The sequence below is a fragment of the Corynebacterium sp. HMSC036E10 genome, assembly GCF_001836265.1.
Lineage (GTDB): Bacteria > Actinomycetota > Actinomycetes > Mycobacteriales > Mycobacteriaceae > Corynebacterium > Corynebacterium coyleae.
In genome coordinates, this window is the sequence record NZ_KV827977.1 from 78936 (window position 1) to 94458 (window position 15523).

General features: G+C 60.3%; 17 protein-coding genes and 1 tRNA gene. 6 read left to right on the top strand and 12 right to left on the bottom strand.

Translation table 11 applies throughout. The features are described 5' to 3' along the window. Nucleotide 1: 1 nt before the first annotated feature. Genes HMPREF2736_RS04265 through HMPREF2736_RS04280 form a run of 4 tightly spaced genes read right to left on the bottom strand, consistent with a single transcriptional unit; the run spans nucleotide 2 to nucleotide 3141 of the window. The gene (locus tag HMPREF2736_RS04265) at nucleotides 2-676 is read right to left on the bottom strand and encodes an HAD family hydrolase (RefSeq protein WP_256381018.1); all 675 of its coding nucleotides are present in this window, start codon (nucleotides 674-676) and stop codon (nucleotides 2-4) included. Further along, entirely contained in the window at nucleotides 669-1064 is a 396-nt protein-coding gene (locus HMPREF2736_RS04270; RefSeq protein ID WP_070451478.1) for a hypothetical protein, read from the bottom strand. The genes HMPREF2736_RS04265 and HMPREF2736_RS04270 overlap by 8 nt, the downstream gene beginning before the upstream one ends. A 24-nt stretch (nucleotides 1065-1088) precedes the next feature. Beyond that, nucleotides 1089-2303, bottom strand: a complete 1215-nt coding sequence (gene mshC / locus HMPREF2736_RS04275; protein WP_070828975.1) for a cysteine--1-D-myo-inosityl 2-amino-2-deoxy-alpha-D-glucopyranoside ligase — start codon at nucleotides 2301-2303, stop codon at nucleotides 1089-1091. 10 nt (nucleotides 2304-2313) lie between these two features. Next, nucleotides 2314-3141, bottom strand: a complete 828-nt coding sequence (locus tag HMPREF2736_RS04280; protein WP_070423249.1) for an undecaprenyl-diphosphate phosphatase — start codon at nucleotides 3139-3141, stop codon at nucleotides 2314-2316. Nucleotides 3142-3213: 72 nt separating this feature from the next. Here HMPREF2736_RS04280 and HMPREF2736_RS04285 point away from each other — a divergent pair, with 72 nt between their 5' ends. Both HMPREF2736_RS04285 and HMPREF2736_RS04290 read left to right on the top strand, forming a co-directional pair. Then, nucleotides 3214-4251 (top strand): YncE family protein, encoded by a 1038-nt coding sequence (locus tag HMPREF2736_RS04285; protein ID WP_244268727.1) that lies wholly within the window; start codon nucleotides 3214-3216, stop codon nucleotides 4249-4251. 9 nt (nucleotides 4252-4260) lie between these two features. Then, complete coding sequence (locus tag HMPREF2736_RS04290; RefSeq protein ID WP_070820253.1) at nucleotides 4261-5340, top strand: quinone-dependent dihydroorotate dehydrogenase; 1080 nt, start codon at nucleotides 4261-4263, stop codon at nucleotides 5338-5340. Here HMPREF2736_RS04290 and HMPREF2736_RS04295 read toward each other — a convergent pair. From HMPREF2736_RS04295 to HMPREF2736_RS04310, 4 genes are read right to left on the bottom strand one after another with little or no spacing between them, the layout of a single operon-like run. Beyond that, complete coding sequence (locus HMPREF2736_RS04295; RefSeq protein ID WP_070423161.1) at nucleotides 5337-5693, bottom strand: hypothetical protein; 357 nt, start codon at nucleotides 5691-5693, stop codon at nucleotides 5337-5339. The two genes, HMPREF2736_RS04290 and HMPREF2736_RS04295, sit on opposite strands and share 4 nt — an antisense overlap. A 10-nt stretch (nucleotides 5694-5703) precedes the next feature. Further along, entirely contained in the window at nucleotides 5704-6237 is a 534-nt protein-coding gene (locus tag HMPREF2736_RS04300) for a YbhB/YbcL family Raf kinase inhibitor-like protein (protein ID WP_070828976.1), read from the bottom strand. Between the two features lie 21 nt (nucleotides 6238-6258). After that, the gene (locus HMPREF2736_RS04305) at nucleotides 6259-8064 is read right to left on the bottom strand and encodes an ABC transporter ATP-binding protein (RefSeq protein WP_070828977.1); all 1806 of its coding nucleotides are present in this window, start codon (nucleotides 8062-8064) and stop codon (nucleotides 6259-6261) included. Continuing rightward, the gene (locus HMPREF2736_RS04310) at nucleotides 8065-9504 is read right to left on the bottom strand and encodes an ABC transporter ATP-binding protein (protein ID WP_349018360.1); all 1440 of its coding nucleotides are present in this window, start codon (nucleotides 9502-9504) and stop codon (nucleotides 8065-8067) included. It abuts the gene before it with no gap. Nucleotides 9505-9735: 231 nt separating this feature from the next. Between HMPREF2736_RS04310 and HMPREF2736_RS04315 the strand changes: the two genes are divergently transcribed. The 3 genes from HMPREF2736_RS04315 to HMPREF2736_RS04325 all read left to right on the top strand — a co-directional run bounded on the left by HMPREF2736_RS04315 (nucleotide 9736) and on the right by HMPREF2736_RS04325 (nucleotide 11142). After that, nucleotides 9736-9821: transfer RNA gene (locus tag HMPREF2736_RS04315), tRNA-Leu, on the top strand. Nucleotides 9822-9898: 77 nt separating this feature from the next. Then, nucleotides 9899-10546: a TVP38/TMEM64 family protein gene (locus HMPREF2736_RS04320; protein ID WP_070423157.1), complete on the top strand. Its 648-nt coding sequence runs from the start codon at nucleotides 9899-9901 to the stop codon at nucleotides 10544-10546. Between the two features lie 35 nt (nucleotides 10547-10581). Beyond that, entirely contained in the window at nucleotides 10582-11142 is a 561-nt protein-coding gene (locus HMPREF2736_RS04325; RefSeq protein WP_070423156.1) for a MarR family transcriptional regulator, read from the top strand. On the opposite strand, the gene HMPREF2736_RS04330 is transcribed toward HMPREF2736_RS04325, so the two are convergent. The 3 genes from HMPREF2736_RS04330 to HMPREF2736_RS04340 are packed head-to-tail and all read right to left on the bottom strand — an operon-like array spanning nucleotide 11114 to nucleotide 13646. Then, a complete protein-coding gene (locus tag HMPREF2736_RS04330; protein WP_083308122.1) occupies nucleotides 11114-12355 on the bottom strand; it encodes an SPFH domain-containing protein in 1242 nt (413 codons plus the stop codon). The two genes, HMPREF2736_RS04325 and HMPREF2736_RS04330, sit on opposite strands and share 29 nt — an antisense overlap. Continuing rightward, nucleotides 12356-12784: an NfeD family protein gene (locus HMPREF2736_RS04335; protein WP_070423155.1), complete on the bottom strand. Its 429-nt coding sequence runs from the start codon at nucleotides 12782-12784 to the stop codon at nucleotides 12356-12358. It abuts the gene before it with no gap. 10 nt (nucleotides 12785-12794) lie between these two features. Further along, on the bottom strand, nucleotides 12795-13646 hold the full coding sequence (locus HMPREF2736_RS04340; protein WP_070423154.1) for a DUF3097 domain-containing protein: 852 nt from the start codon (nucleotides 13644-13646) through the stop codon (nucleotides 12795-12797). A 40-nt stretch (nucleotides 13647-13686) separates the two neighbouring features. On the opposite strand from HMPREF2736_RS04340, the gene HMPREF2736_RS04345 reads away from it, so the two are divergent. After that, nucleotides 13687-14442 (top strand): hypothetical protein, encoded by a 756-nt coding sequence (locus HMPREF2736_RS04345; RefSeq protein WP_070615045.1) that lies wholly within the window; start codon nucleotides 13687-13689, stop codon nucleotides 14440-14442. Here HMPREF2736_RS04345 and HMPREF2736_RS04350 read toward each other — a convergent pair. Further along, on the bottom strand, nucleotides 14439-15497 hold the full coding sequence (locus tag HMPREF2736_RS04350; RefSeq protein ID WP_070828978.1) for a ferrochelatase: 1059 nt from the start codon (nucleotides 15495-15497) through the stop codon (nucleotides 14439-14441). The two genes, HMPREF2736_RS04345 and HMPREF2736_RS04350, sit on opposite strands and share 4 nt — an antisense overlap. Nucleotides 15498-15523: the final 26 nt, after the last annotated feature.

The window sequence follows — 15523 nt, forward strand, 5'->3', positions numbered from 1 at the left end:
CCTACGCCCCGCAGGCTGCAGCAAACCAGCGGTAAACGTCGTCGGCACTGGCCCCCACAAACAGGTGGGGATCAAACCGATACACACCGGCAGGTACATGATTCGCGAGCCCCAACACTGCACATCCCGCTGCAGCCGCAGCTGACATGCCACTGAACGAGTCCTCGACCACGAGACAGTCTTGCGGAGCGGCGCCGACGCGCCGGGCTGCTTCGAGGTACATGTCGGGGGCAGGTTTCGGGTGGATCACTTCGTCGCCAGTAATGGTGCCGGTGAAGAACGCACGCCCAATCGCATCAATGCACGGATCTGCCAGGACGCGTTCTGTATTCGTCGTCACGAACATAGGCCTGTGGTCTTCCTTCAGCGACTGCAGCACTTCAAGAATCCCTGGGTTGCATTCGATACCTGCAGAAAACAGTTCAGCCATTCGACCGAACATCCAATCTTTATATCGCTGTTCGTCGCCGTCAGTCAGTGTGTGCCCCGCCCACTGCGCCACAATGCGAAGCGTGTTCGGGAAACTCCCGCCAATGGTGCGCTCGCGAACCTCTGGGGTCAGTGGCCGACCAAGCAACTCCCCTAACTCGTAGGTCGCCTGTCCCCAGAGCGGCTCTGTGTCTATCAGCGTGCCGTCCATATCCCAGAAGACGGCCGCCGGACGCTGCCTACTCAAATTCCGGCAGCGCTTCTAGCGCCTCATCGGTCGCGCCCGCCGCGGTGCACACCCGAATCACGAGCGTCTCAATATCTGCCTTTTCTTCTGGCTCAAGCACCGCGTCCGCATGACGGACATTGAATGCCTCCAAGCGCTCGTAGAACGGTCCAACTAGCCCCACCAGTTGCTGGTCCTCTGGCTGGGAACCGAGTGCGTCGACCTCGTCGAGGTACTGCTCAAGCATTTTCCGCAACTCGGGCAACACGGACGGGTCGAATGGCTCGTCCCACAACTCCTTGTCTTCCTCAGAAAGGTAGGAGCCTGAGGCGAACATCGTCAGGTCATCGATAAACTCGTCGACTTCAGGCTGGAACTGGGCACGAATCGTGTGTGCTGCTGCGCTCATGACCACCATTGTGCTGGATGAGGCCTAGAGATGCACACCGAGTAGCCCCTCAAGTGCTGTCGCAATCACACCGTCGCAGTCGCCTCGTGCTCCATCGACCACACGAAGAGCTGTGGGCGTGTCAAGGTCGTCTGCCAGCGCAGCGCGCAACTTATCGACGACACCGAGCGCCTCGTCTTCAGACACCTCGTTCGCCAGGGCCTCACGCCACCGGTCGAGTCGCTCCTCAGCGGTGTGAAGAATCGCGTCGGAGAAATCACGGTCTTCCCGGTAGTGCTGGGAAAACACCGCCAGCCGGATCGCGGAAGCCTCGTGGCCTTGCTCGGTGAGCTTGTGAACAAAGACGAGGTTACCTAGTGACTTCGACATCTTCACACCATCAAGTGCGATCATGCCCGCGTGCACATAGTGGCCGGCCATCCGGTCCACGTGCAGCGCGGCCTCTGCGTGCGCGGCCGAGAACTCGTGGTGTGGAAACGCCAGGTCCGAACCACCACCTTGGATCGCGAAACTTGCTCCTAAGCGGTTCGTCGCAATCGCGGAGCACTCTACGTGCCATCCCGGACGACCTAGGCCGAACGGCGAGTCCCAGGCTGGCTCGCCCTCACGGTGACCACGCCAGATCAGCGCGTCAAGCTTGTCGCGCTTGCCTTCACGCTCCGGGTCGCCACCGCGTTCAGCGAAGTACTCCTCCATCGTTGCTCGGTCGAGGTTCGACTCGTAGCCAAACTGCTCGGTTGCATCGATCGAGGCATACACATCGCCCTGGTCGAGTGTGTAGGCCACGCCTTCGTCGAGAAGCTTCTGCACCATCTCGATGACCTCATCGACAGACTCCATCGCGCCGATGTAATCGCGCGGCGGGATGACGGAGAGAATCTCCATGTCACTGCGGAACAGATCGATCTGGCTTGAGCCGAGTTCGCGCCAATCCACACCGTCACGCTCGGCGCGCTCGAACAGAGGGTCATCAACATCGGTGATGTTCTGTACATAGTGCACCTTGTGACCGTTAGCGATCAGCTGACGCTGCACAAGGTCGAATGTGAGATAGGTGGCAGCGTGTCCCAGGTGGGTCGAGTCGTATGGAGTGATACCGCAGACATACAACCCCACTTCGCCCTTCGCATCCGGCGTGGTATCCACAGGTTTCACCTGCTGATCAGCGGTGTCGTAGAGCTTCAGTGGCACCGAAGTGCCGGCAACGTTAGGAACAATTGGGTTCGGCCAAGCTTGCATGCGCCCAACCCTACACAGGCTGCATGACACCAGTACCAAGCAGAATCATCACAATGACACCGAGTGGGATGCGGTAGGCAGCGAACCAGGCAAACGAGTGGTTAGAAACGAACTTCAGCAACCACGCGATGGAGATGTAACCGACGATAAAGCCAATTCCGGAGCCGACAAGCAGCTGCATTCCGGAGGCAGCCTGTCCCGCTTGCGGGTCAAACGCATCGGGCAAGGAGAACAGACCAGACGCGAGTACCGCGGGGATAGCCAGAAGGAAGCTAAACCGGGTAGCAACCTCGCGGTCGAGGTTGAGGAACAAACCACCCGAGATCGTTCCGCCGGAGCGCGACACACCAGGAATCAGCGCTAGGCACTGCCACAGGCCCATGAGAACGGCGTCCTTCATAGTCAGCTCCTCAAACCCACGAGACTTCTTGCCGCGGCGTTCCGCAAGAATGAACACCAGAGAGAACAAAATGAGCACGGTCGCGGTGATCCACAAGTTGCGGAAGTTTTCGCGAATCAGGTCCTTCAGCAACACACCTGCCAACCCGACTGGGATCGTGCCGGCGATGACCATCCAGCCCATGCGGTAATCAAACCCTCGCTTGGCCTTGTCGAACAGTCCAGCGAACCACGCGGTGAGAATCCGCCAAATGTCCTTGGCAAAGTACACAAGTACGGCAAGCTCGGTACCGAGCTGGATCACAGCGGTAAAACTTGCGCCAGCGTCCTCCCCCCAAAACAACTCTGAGACGATACGGAGGTGACCCGACGAGGACACCGGGAGAAACTCCGTCAAGCCCTGCACGATGGAGAGGACGATCACCTGTAGCCACGACATCATGGCTGCACACCCTACTCCGCACCGCGCTTGATCACTGAACGCAGCAGGCTGATTGCTAGGCTTACGTGCGTGATTGTTCGACGTACTGCTTCCCGTTTTACTGCCGCACTCTGCCTTAGCGCGGTGTTACCGCTCGCGCTGGCAGCATGCAGCGCCACCCCGAACGCAAAAATCGAGGAGGCGGGTGGCGACGCCGCAGCCAACATGGGCAGCGCCGAACCTGCCCAGTCCCCTGCGAGCGAGAACCCGGCTGGGCGTGTAGTGCAGTTTGAGGCTGTGCGCGACCTCGACACGACAAACGGTGTTGTCGGGGTGCGCACAGAAAACGCTCTACTGATTGGGTCGATCGACGACATTGCCAACGGCAAGGCTGAAGAGCATCCACTCGACGCGTCGTGCGGGGATGTATCTGCCAGCGATGGGTCGTTCGCAGTGGCGTGTGATGGGGCTGTCAACGTCTTCGGCCAAGCCGCGCAAACTATTAGCACCGACCTTCCGGTGACTTCGGCGACTGTTGTTTCCAGCGGTGAAGTGCTCGCTGCAAGCGATACGGAGCGCAAAGTGTGGGTGTTTAAGGACGGGGAACTGTCGGACACGATCGATGTTGCCCGCGAGACCGACCAGCTGCAGGCGGTCGCCCTTGACGGCCAAGATGACGCGGTAGTTCGCATCAGCAGCTTCGACACCACCATCCAGGATATCGACTGGCAGGGCTCCCGCCAGGGTGGCACGCTGCGCGTTGGCCTTGGCGTGGGCAAGGTTGCCGCAGGCGAGCACGGGCTTGTGCTCGCCGCCGATTCGACTGGCAACCAGATCCACGTCTACACCACCGACGACATCATTCGTCTCCAGCAGAGCGCACCTGTGCCGGAAGGCCCGTGGGACGTCGCGTGGGATTCGTCGCAACGCCTTGCATGGGTAAGTTCCTTGGCTGAAAACACCGCAACCGGATACGACATCTCCCAGGGTGTGCCGATCGAAAAGAAGAGTTTCGCCACTGTCGCGAACGCTCAGAGCATCATTTCGCTTGACGACGGCACCGTCGTCCTCGCATCCGCCACCGGCGATGGCATCCAAATCGTCGCACCCGACGAGCAGATTAACTAGGAGACCAACATGAGTCTTTACGACCGCGCCCTGCAACTGATGTTCCGCATCCCGCCGGAGCGCATCCACGGCATCATCAGCGGTGGCCTGCGTGTGCTGGATGCCGCGAGTCCCATCAACCGCGCACTCGAGAAGGTTGTACGCGTCCACGACCCCGTGCTGCGCCAGACAGTGTTCGGCGTTGACTTCCCTGCCCCGCTCGGACTTGCGGCTGGGTTTGATAAAAACGCTGAAGCTATCGACGCCTGGGGCGCCGTTGGCTTCGGCTACGCAGAGATGGGCACGGTGACTCCGAAGCCGCAGCCGGGTAATCCCGCCCCACGCCTGTTCCGCCTTCCCGCGGACAAGGCAATTTTGAACCGTATGGGGTTCAACAACAAGGGTGCACTCGTTGTCGCAGATAACCTGCGCAGCAGGAAGTCCGACGACATCGTCGGGATTAACATCGGCAAGAACAAGACCGCCGAAGACGCTGTCGCCGACTACCGCGCAACCGCTACCGCCCTTGGCCCGCTGGCCGACTATCTCGTGGTCAACGTGTCCTCCCCGAACACGCCGGGTCTTCGCGACCTGCAGGCGGTGGAGGAGCTTCGCCCCATCCTTTCCGTGGTGAAAGAGTCGACCACCACCCCGGTGCTGGTCAAGATCGCGCCAGATCTTTCGGACGAGGACATCGACGCTGTTGCAGACCTCGCTGCCGAACTTGGACTCGACGGCATCGTGGCGACCAACACCACGATCTCCCGCGACGGGCTGCACACCAATGCAGACGAGGTTGCAGCCATGGGTGCGGGTGGCATCTCTGGTGCACCTGTTGCGGCACGCTCACTCGAGGTGCTCAAGCGCCTCTACGACCGCATCGGCGGCCAATTGGCGATCATCAGTGTTGGCGGTATCTCCACACCCCAACAGGCGTGGGAACGCATCACTTCAGGTGCCAATCTGTTGCAGGGCTACACGCCATTCATCTACGGCGGCCCGGGTTGGATCCGGGATATCCACCGGGGCATTGCTGCACAGATTAAGGCCCACGGTCTGAACTCTATTGAGCAGGCCGTGGGCAGTGGGCTTGAGTGGAAAGCGCTCTAGGCCTTCGGTTGCACGCTGCGCCGTAGAATCACGGCGCAGAAGCCCGCGGCGATAGCCCAAGCGACAAGCCACACCGGCGTCGTCGTGAATAATGCGGTGTTCGGCAGAATTACCCCAAGGCCGATCAAGACGATCGCGATGAAAAGGGCGATAACCTGCGTGCGCGAGCCTTGCTGCTCTTTGTTCGTGGTCGCAAACGCACCGACGAGAGCGACAGCCACAAGCACCGTGAGCACCTGAGGGGTGATCACAAACCCCTCATCACCACGGGTAAATCCGACGACTGCATAGAGGACGAGTGCGGCGGCAAGACCTAAAAAGGCACCGCCGACGCGAAGCTGCACAGGTACCATTCGCCGAATACTACTGGTTCTCGTACCAACCCCAGATGATTGCCCGGCCCAACGAGTGGAAGTTCAGGTGGAACCCGAGCTGCGTTGGGTTCGCGATCTGATCTGCCGGCAATTCCGTGTCCACCGCGTGGACTACGAACAGGTAGCGGTGCGGCCCGTGGCCTGCCGGCGGGTTTGCGCCGTAGAACCCTTTAACTCCGGAATCACCGGTGAGCACAACCGCGCCGACGCCCAGGTCCTCCTTGGCGCCTGCGCCAGCAGGCAGCTCGGTGATATCTGCCGGGATGTTGAACGCGGACCAGTGCCAAAAACCTGACGCGGTTGGTGCGTCCGGGTCGAAGCACGTCACTGCGTAGGTCTTCGTCCCCTCAGGCGCACCTTCCCACGCAAGCTGCGGGCTGGTGGCGTTATCGCCGGCAAGTGTGTCGTTGAGACGCTCGCCGTCAACAATGTCATCCGAGGTCACCGTGAACGAAGGCACGTCCGCCAGGGGCTCATATGGGTCGGGGCCGGGGAAACGGTCTGAAACATAGGAAGCAGTCATAGACCCATTCCTACCCGAAAATCAGTGACCCTCGCCACTCCACGCCTCAAAGAGTTGTGCGTATCTCCCACCGGCAGTAAGAAGCTCGGCATGGGTGCCGTCTTCGATAATGCGTCCTGCTTCCATTACCAGGATGCGATCAGCGGTTGCAGCTTGATCGAGGCGATGCGCGACAACCAACGCCGTCGTGCCTTCAGTAATCCTTGCAGCAGCATCTTCGAGCGTGTTTGTGGCATCACTGCCCGCCTCTGCTGTCGCTTCGTCCAGGATGAGGATCTTCGGACCTGCCAACGCCACACGCGCGAGCGCGACCTGTTGCTTCACCTCGGGTGGGAGGTCATCTGCGCCTGCTCCCACAGCGGTGTCGAGCCCATTGGGGAAGAGTCGGGCAAACTGCGTGCTGTTCGGATCCAACCCGACACTGGCGAGCGCCTTGAGCAAAACAGTGTCGTCACTTTCCGGAGCAGCCATAGACAGGTCTTCGCGCAGCGTGCCCGCGAAGATATGCACGTCCTGGGTGAGCAGGGTGACGTTCTTCGCAGTCCAGACGTCGCTGACTTGGGAGGTATCTACCCCACCAACTCGGATGCTCCCCGAAGTCGGCTCCACCAAGCCTGCGATAAGCGCTGCCAGCGTGGATTTGCCCGCGCCAGAAGTGCCGACGAGCGCCGTCGTCGTGCCCGCTGCGAGCGTCACCGAGAGGTCCTCAAGAACGTTAGCTCCGCCGGGGTAGGCAAAGGACACGTGGTTGATCTCAACGTCTTCAGGGGCATCGAGGTCATCAGGTACCACGGTGGCCGCTCGGCCGTCCGCCAGTTTGGCCAAACTCACCGCGCGCCCAACAGACGTGGCGGCGCTTTGGAGCTCTCCGATGAAAAACAGCGCATTAAACACGACGACCTCAGCACGGATCACCATGAACACAGCAGCGCTGGCCTCCCCAGGTGTCACAGCGCCTGTAGACACCAACCAGGCACCCACACCAAGAGTGAGCAGCACCCATGCTGCGAAGGCGAACTGTCCGATGCCCATGAGACGAATGAACCAGGGCACACGATCCATCGTCGCCTCCACCGCACCCCAGGAGGTGCGACGCATGCGCCCAAGCGCCCAACGTTCTAGTCCGAACGCGCGAAGCGTCGGCAGGCCACGCACCGTATCAAGCAGCACTGCGTTTCTACGAGCCTCCGCCACACTCACTGCGTTCGACGCAGCAGGGATTGCACGCACAACGGCACGCGCGAACGGGTACGTGCAGATACCGACTATGACGAGGATGAGGGCAAAGCGGACGTCGATAAGCAAAAGCCCGAGAAAGGTAATCGGAAACACGAAGGCTGTGGTGAGGACCCTGGATCCGATCGCGGTGATCGTTTGCACCACATCATCGATGTCCTTCGTCATGCGCGTAATCACGTTGCCGGTGCCCAACTCCATCACCCGCGGCACAGGCGCGCGCAAGATAGCGTCGAGGCAACGACGGCGCAGATCGATCGACGCACGGGCGACCTTCTGGCCCACCACATAGTTGCCCAGACCACGGAGGGACAGCTCGATCAGCATGCAAAACATTGCCAATGCGATGGCCCAAATAAAAGCACTGCTGCCAGAGCCGAGCCCGGGTATCGAGCCACCGATCAACGGGTCAACGCTGCGCCCAAACAGGTTCGACTGTGTCGTGTTCACAGCAACGATCACAGCCTGGATACTCAACAGCATTACCCACCACCGACGATCCAGTGCGTTCGGCAGTTCCGCAAGGTACGCGAAGGTCTCCTTCACCCCAGCGGGGGCAACGGCATCGACGCGCTCGTATTCACGCTTCATTTACTGCACCTCCAATGCGTTACCTGCAGAGCGCCACGCGGCATTTCCAGTGATCACTATGGTTGTTTTGTCCGCGCGTAGCGTCTTAACCGCCGCAACGACGTCAGCTTGGGTGACAGAGTCCAGCCCTGTTGTTGGGTCGTCCAAAATGAGCACGTCCGGATCCGCTGCGAGTGCGCGTGCAAGTGCCACACGTTGCCGCTGCCCGCCCGACAAATTCAGCCCCGCCTCCCCCAGCGGCGCATCAGGCAATTCACCGTTCTCTCGGACACCTCCGAGGCGACGCAGAATGTCCTGGCAATGCGCCGCAGCGAGCGCCTGCTTGACGACGACTGCCGGCAAATCACCGCGCGGATTCACGTTATCCGCGATCGTGCCCTCAAATACGTTGACGGTGTGCGGTGGGAACAGCACCCCCTCACGCTCCGCCCATGCCTCAACGACCGCAAACGATCGCTCATCCGGAGCGAGGATCCACAGCCCTGGACCGGGGATCGCGTTGGAGGTTGGCTGCGGCTCAGACACCTTTTCGGCTGCATGGTGCAACTCCACGATGCGCTTGCCACTGGCAACCGCCCTGCCCCACCCACTAGCTAGGTCACCGAAGGCAAATCCCGCCATATTCAGCGCAGGCGGCACTAGCAGCGCAACCGATGTCATCTGCCCAGGCGTGATCTCTCCGCGAAGCGTCAACCAGGCAGCAAGTGCCACGATCGCCAGATTGCACAGCCAAGCCACCACAAGACGAACAAAGCCCAGCCCGACTTCAACCTTCAGGTGCTTCAAGATCAATGTCCTGGCGTTGGCCGTCTCAACTGCAAAACGTTGTGCAACAGATGCACCCGCGCCAAGGCCCTTCACAGCACGAATGCCTTGAGAGACATCCGTGGCCAAGCCCGCGACATCCGCTTCCGCAGCGCGACGCTTCAACGAGATCCGTGTCACTGGTCCTGCGGTCCACGCCGCAAAAAGCCCAATGATCATCGCGCTAACCGGAATGGCAAGTGCCACCCACGGGGACACAGACCACATCGCCACCACTGCACCCGCGGCATAACCGATCGCCATAAGCGGAAACGACAGCAGTTCGCGGTACCGTCCGACCGTGCTTGCGTCTGCATCGATCGTGTTGAGCACCGTACCCGGGCTCATCGCGCCTGCACCATCGCGCAGCACTCCGGAGGATAAGTGTAACCGGGCGTTGTGGGTAACCCGGCCAACCGACGCTGCCGCAAGGCCGTCGCCGGTTGCCTCACCAATGAACGACAAAACAAAAATGCCCACCAGTACCGCAAACAGCCACCACGCGTTAAACGTTTCTTCGCCAAGGAGACCGTCCACGATCATGCCGACCACCACCGGCACGAACGCTGCGATACCGGAGCCAAAAAGGTAGCTCAGAATATGCAGTGCGAGCACACCCGGATACGCGGAAACCATGTCCCGAACGACCCGGTTACCTTCCTCCCATCGCGCCGGGTGGAGCCGGGCGGGGTCATGAGCAGGCGGAACTTGTGGGACGAACCAGCGGTACGTCAGCATTCTGCGCGGTGGAGCTATCACCCCGCAAAATTTAGCAGAATCTGCGCGTTATGCTGGCGATTTGGTACCTGCAAGAACCGACCCTATAGTAGTGCAGGTGCCCAGCCGAGAGGCTGAACAAACACCCTAGCCCGGGTGGCGGAATGGCAGACGCGCTAGCTTGAGGTGCTAGTGTCCTATTAACGGACGTGGGGGTTCAAGTCCCCCTCCGGGCACAGATAAGTCCCGCTCAGCAGTCAATAGAACTGCGGAGCGGGACATTTATATTTACAGACATGGTCGAGGAGTGCGTATGCCCAAGATATCGGGTTCCGCCCGCAACAAGCTCGTACTCGCAGCGCTTATCGTCGTGTTCATAGCGGGCTGGGTGTTTCTCGACGTCCCACCACTCTCCACACTTCGCACCTGGGCTGACACACTCGGCCCCTGGTTCCCAGTAGCGTTCTGGCTGCTCTATATCTTGATTACCCAATTCCCTATCCCGCGCACCGTGATGACCGTCTCTGCCGGCATTCTTTTCGGTTCGGTACAAGGGATCTTGATCGCGATTACCGCGACGACAGTCAGCGCAGTTATCTCACTGTTGATCGTGCGCACTCTGCTGCGGGATTGGGTAGAACCGCGGCTGACACATCCTGCTGTTGAGCAGATCAACCGGCGCCTCGAAGAACGCGGCTGGCTCGCGATTTTCAGCCTGCGCCTCATTGCAGCCGTTCCATTTTCCGTCCTCAACTACGCAGCAGCGCTCACGCGCGTTCCGGTGTTGCCGTTTGCCATCGCAACGTTTGCGGGTTCACTTCCAGGAACCGTGTTGGTCACTATCTTTGGCGACACCCTCACGGGTGAGGCAAACCCTGTGGTGATCGCAGTGATGGCTGTATTGGCAGTGATTGGCCTTAGCGGGTTGATTCTCGACGCACGACTTCCGGCGCGTAAGTAAAGGCTCACGGGTAGACCCGCGTAGTATTGGCAGCCATGATTGCCGTGCATGCGAAATACAGGGGCCGCGAAAAAGGGCGTGCTGCCGTCGTCGAGCGTTCCGCGGAGGCGCTTGGCACTCTCCCAGGCATCAGCCCGTTTGAAGTGCTCGGTGTTGAAGATATCCGCACCCTGGTGGATGACGCTGAGGCTTCGTTAAACCTGATCATGGCGCTGCTCTCCGACGGCAACTGGGCCATCGGCCTAGGGGTCGCTGCAAGCAACAGCGATGCCTTGAAAGCTGCCTCAAAGGCGGTTGGGGTGAAAGCGGGCCAGGTGCGTGTGGTCGTCGACAAGCAAGGCGCAACTACTGAGGCTGCGGATATCGCTGCCGCATTCGCCCTGCTAGCCCACGTGCTGCACAAGCGGACATTCGAGGGACGAGAAGCGACCTCGCTCGTGCGCCGCGGGCTGAATCAGAATGAAGCAGCAGCCGAGCTCGGCATATCCAAGCAGGCAATCAGCCAGAGGCTCCAGGCAGCGGGATGGCCAGCCGAACAAGCCGGCTGGCAACTGGCCCTCAACCTGATTACTCGGGCTGCTGATCTGGCTGATTAAGCGGGTTCGACACCTGGTCATTGAACCCGAAATCGGTCGGCTCGTTCGCAGGGGCACTGATCTCTCGCAACCCCGAGTCGCTGGAAGCGGTGTCAGCGGTAGGTTGGGTCGGATCTGGATCGTCTACGTGTTTGTTCGCCACCGCGCGGGCCTCTGCAAGCGCCTTGGCTAGCTCCGGGTCGGTCGAGGTGTCGAACCAACGCTCCGGATTGCCCTCATCGGCCATCTCAAGATCGCGCTCGTCAACCTGTGCCGCCTCGTAGCGGAACACTCCGTCGTCGTCCTTGTTGGCAAACGCCTTGGCAAACTGCTGCAACGAATCGCCGAACTGGGACGGAATCATCCACATCGTGGCCGCCTCGTTGTTGGCAATCTTCGGCAACTGGTCCAGGTACTGGTATGCCAGGAGTTCCGGCGTCACTCCAGAGGACTTAATCGCGGCGTTCACCTTTTGGATCGCACGCGCCTCACCCTGCGCAGCGAGGTACTTCGCGGCACGCTCACCTTCGGCGCGCAGCATCATTGCTTGACGCTCAGCCTCAGCGGCGAGAATCGCTGCGTGCTTCTCACCCTCGGCAGAAAGAATGCGAGCCTGCTTTTCACCCTCAGCGGTTTTGATGTCGGACTCGCGCTTACCTTCAGCGGTGAGGATCATCGCGCGCTTTTCGCGGTCCGCCTTCATCTGCATCTCCATGGACTGCTGAATCGACGGTGGCGGATCAATCGCCTTGAGCTCCACGCGGCTAATGCGCAGGCCCCACTTTGCGGTCGCAGCATCTAGCTCACCGCGCAGGCGGCGGTTAATGGTTTCGCGAGAGGTCAGCGTCTCCTCAAGCGTCATGCCACCAACGACGTCACGCAGCGTTGCCGTCGAAATCTGCTCCACACCGACGAGGTAGTTGTCCACGCCGTAGATGGCCTTCGCAGGCTCGTTGATCTGGAACGTCACCACCGTGTCAATCGCCACGGTCAGGTTGTCCTGGGTAATTACTGCCTGGGGCGGGAACGACACCACGCGCTCACGCGTGTCTACGCGCGCACGGATGCGGTCGATATACGGCACCAGGAACGTCAACCCACCGGACGCAGTGCGCGTGTAGCGTCCCAGACGCTCAATAACCGCAGCTTCTCCCTGCGGAATCAGTTTGATCGACGCTGTAAGCAGCGCGATAAACAGAATAAGTATGACGGCGAAGGTAACTAACCCACCCATTTAGGACTCCTTCCAAACGACGGCTACGGGTCCGTCGATATCGTAAACGGTCACGTGGGAACCTGCAGGAATAGTTTTTGCCGGATCCAGGGCGCGTGCCGACCACAGGCTGCCGTCGAAACGCACTTGCCCACCCCCGGGGCCGATGTCCTCGACAACCTCTGCACGACTTCCGACGAGCGCGCGTGGCGTCTCATCGAGCACCAGCGGCTTATCCATCCGCTTGCGCAGACGTGGCCTTAGGAAGAACCAGAACAGCAACGAGGAAGCGATAAACACCGCGACTTCAGCTGCAAGTGGAACGTCGAATAAGGCGACCCCCGATGTTGTCAACGCACCCGCAGCGAGCATGAGCAGCGTCAATTCGCCCACGCCAAGCTCGAGTAGCGCGAAACCTGCCGCGACAATAAACCAAATCAATGCTCCCACGGCGCAAATCTTACATGTGTGTGAGATCTTCCTTCGTGAGCTCGGGATTAGTGACGAAGTCCACCAGTCTCTCAACTGCACCGATAAGTGTTGAATCCAAGTCGCGGAAAGTGCGCACGGACGATGAAACGCGGCGCCAGCCTTCCTTTGGATCAGACCAACCCAAGCGACGGCACACGCCCGTCTTCCAGTCTTCGCCGTACGGAACCTCCGGCCAGGCGGCGATGCCGACGCTCTTCGGTTTCACCGCAGCCCAGATATCGATGTAGGGGTGCCCCGTCACCAACACATGAGGTCCTACATTTTCGACGAGCCGAGCCTCCTTAGTCCCCCTAATGAGGTGATCGGCGAGCACACCGACGCGACGGTCCGGTCCAGGCTGGAACTCGTCGAGACGCATCTGCAGGTTGTCTAGCCCTTCCAGATACTCGACGACAACCCCCTCAACACGCAGGTCGTGCCCCCACACCTGCTCAACGATCGCAGCATCGTGGATGCCCTCCACCCAGATGCGTGACGGCATTGCAACCTTCGCCTGCACGTTAGCAACCTTGCGTGAGCCCGAGTTGGAGCGCTTTGGTTCGTCGTTACGCGGTGCAACATATCGGGTGAGGGTGACACGCTGCCCTTCGACCATGAATGCCCCCGGCAGCATTTTGAACAGCCGCTGGGTTCCATAGCGGTCCTCCAGGCGGACGAAGTCGCCGTCGTAGGTTCGCTCGAATCCAACCACTGCGCCGACAAAGTCGTTGCCGACGATCTCCACGATGATGCCTGGCTCTGCAGGCATCTCTGGATACGTTGGCCTCCTCTTACGCGCGTGGCCTTGAAAAATATCTCCGCTATACCGGCTATCTCCCATAGTGGCTCCGTATTCTATCCCCCTAGCTAGACTCAACTGGATGCACACGCGCGCTCAGGTCTACTCGCCTCTCCAAAACACTGCAGTGTGGCTTGCCGCATGGCTGTACAACATCGAGTCCACGGACGACACCCTCGACGCGTTAACAGACCTTGGCGGCACCCACACCTATTGCGACGCCCCCATGGTGCAATTGCTTAGCGACGTCCGCGCCGCCGCCGACCTTGAGTCTCCGGATCCAGTTATCCGCTTGATTCTGTGGGGGCCAGGACAGGCACCGCGCCTCCGAGCTGGATCCCCCGCAATGGACGCCCTCTCCCAGGCTGGTGCGTTGGTTGTCCGGGGAGATGGGATCAGCCACATCCTTGTCCCCGACTACTCGGGGGCGGAAGTGCGCTGGCGTTGGTTTGAAGAAACTGAGCGGCTGCCGGAACCGGATTGGCTAACTCCGGGTGAGGCAGATCAACTGCTGTCGCGCGCAACCGATGAAGCCGCCGTTTTGATTGAGGCGGCTGGTGGCACCACGAAGGAATTGCCAAATCCCCGGCTTACCGTCGGCACGCTCGCTGATTTCTACGACACCCCTGGGCTGCCGGCTGGGGTGACTGCGCGAGCGGCAAAGCTTTTTGCCAGGGCTGACCGTGTTGCCGCGACGATCGAGACGGTAACGGAGCGCCTCGACGACCACTCCTTCGACCCTCACCTGTTTGCACTGTGGCGGCACGTCCGCACCGCCCGCATGGCGGGGGTCGCAGACGCAGTGATCGATTACCGGCGCGAATATCTAGCGAATTAGTTTGCGCTACCCGGTCGGCCCGGGTGCTTCAACGGCTCGCAGCAATGCGGCTTGCACGGCGCGCCGTTGACGGTACAACCCTGAACAGTAACGTTAGACAAGGTTTCAGGCTTGTCACAATCGGCGATAGCTCGTGCGATATCGACGACCATGCCAGCGAAATCGGGCTCGAGCCCCACCGTCGCAACGCGATCTAGCGTGATGTTGCGTGCCTCGCAGGCCTGTCGCAGCTCGGTGTCGAGGTCCCAGATCACCTCCATGTGGTCGGTGATGAAGCCGAGTGGCACACAGATCAAGTGTGTAAAGGTGTCGTCTTGATCATGAAGCTCCTCGGTGCGATCTACGATGTCCGGCTCCAACCACGGCGTTGCCGGATTGCCGGAGCGAGACTGCCAGACAACCTCGTACTCTTCGACGCCGGCCTCTGCAGCGACCAGCCGGGCCGCCTCATGCACCTGCCGTGAGTACAGGTTGGCATCCTCCGGGCCACCTGAGACATCATCCGCAGCATTCGGAACACTGTGAGCAGTGAACAGTACTTTTGCACCAGCCGGCGCTGCATCGACGGCGCTACGCAACACGTTCGCCATAAGCCGCACGAACGTCGGGTGGGCGTAGAACTGCCAAAGCTTGGTGTACTCAAGCTGCGGCGTCACTTCGCGGATCCTCTGGATGTCTTCGTCGTACTGTCGGCAGGCCGAGTACCCACCCCATGCCGAGGTCACGAACACCAGCACGCGCTTATGCCCGTCAGCCTCCAGCTGCTTCGCAGTATCTTCCGCAAAGGGGTGCCAGTTCCGGTTGCCGAAGTACACCGGAAGTTCAATCCCCCGAGCCTCCAACTGCTTTTCGATGTTGCCAATCAGCACTCGGTTCTGTTCATTGATCGGGCTAACACCACCGAAGTGGAAGTAGTGTTCCCCTACCTTGGCGAGCCGCTCACGCGGAATCCCGCGGCCACGGGTGACATTCTCTAGAAAAGGAATAACCTCGTCCTTTCCTTCGGGTCCACCGAAGGAAAGGACGAGGAGTGCGTCGTAGTCGTTGAGAGCCATAGCCTTGAGCCTAGACTGTGGCCCCG

Excerpts from the sequence above, each read along its gene's own strand:
- HMPREF2736_RS04310 (WP_349018360.1), bottom strand. The coding sequence starts at position 9,504 with ATGGTTTCCGCGTATCCGGGTGTGCTCGCACTGCATATTCTGAGCTAC.
- HMPREF2736_RS04295 (WP_070423161.1), bottom strand. The coding sequence starts at position 5,693 with ATGGTACCTGTGCAGCTTCGCGTCGGCGGTGCCTTTTTAGGTCTTGCC.
- HMPREF2736_RS04270 (WP_070451478.1), bottom strand. The coding sequence starts at position 1,064 with ATGAGCGCAGCAGCACACACGATTCGTGCCCAGTTCCAGCCTGAAGTC.
- HMPREF2736_RS04305 (WP_070828977.1), bottom strand. The coding sequence starts at position 8,064 with ATGAAGCGTGAATACGAGCGCGTCGATGCCGTTGCCCCCGCTGGGGTG.
- HMPREF2736_RS04300 (WP_070828976.1), bottom strand. The coding sequence starts at position 6,237 with ATGACTGCTTCCTATGTTTCAGACCGTTTCCCCGGCCCCGACCCATAT.
- HMPREF2736_RS04320 (WP_070423157.1), top strand. The coding sequence starts at position 9,899 with ATGCCCAAGATATCGGGTTCCGCCCGCAACAAGCTCGTACTCGCAGCG.
- HMPREF2736_RS04330 (WP_083308122.1), bottom strand. The coding sequence starts at position 12,355 with ATGGGTGGGTTAGTTACCTTCGCCGTCATACTTATTCTGTTTATCGCG.
- HMPREF2736_RS04325 (WP_070423156.1), top strand. The coding sequence starts at position 10,582 with ATGATTGCCGTGCATGCGAAATACAGGGGCCGCGAAAAAGGGCGTGCT.
- HMPREF2736_RS04350 (WP_070828978.1), bottom strand. The coding sequence starts at position 15,497 with ATGGCTCTCAACGACTACGACGCACTCCTCGTCCTTTCCTTCGGTGGA.
- HMPREF2736_RS04280 (WP_070423249.1), bottom strand. The coding sequence starts at position 3,141 with ATGTCGTGGCTACAGGTGATCGTCCTCTCCATCGTGCAGGGCTTGACG.
- mshC (WP_070828975.1), bottom strand. The coding sequence starts at position 2,303 with ATGCAAGCTTGGCCGAACCCAATTGTTCCTAACGTTGCCGGCACTTCG.
- HMPREF2736_RS04340 (WP_070423154.1), bottom strand. The coding sequence starts at position 13,646 with ATGGGAGATAGCCGGTATAGCGGAGATATTTTTCAAGGCCACGCGCGT.
- HMPREF2736_RS04345 (WP_070615045.1), top strand. The coding sequence starts at position 13,687 with ATGCACACGCGCGCTCAGGTCTACTCGCCTCTCCAAAACACTGCAGTG.
- HMPREF2736_RS04290 (WP_070820253.1), top strand. The coding sequence starts at position 4,261 with ATGAGTCTTTACGACCGCGCCCTGCAACTGATGTTCCGCATCCCGCCG.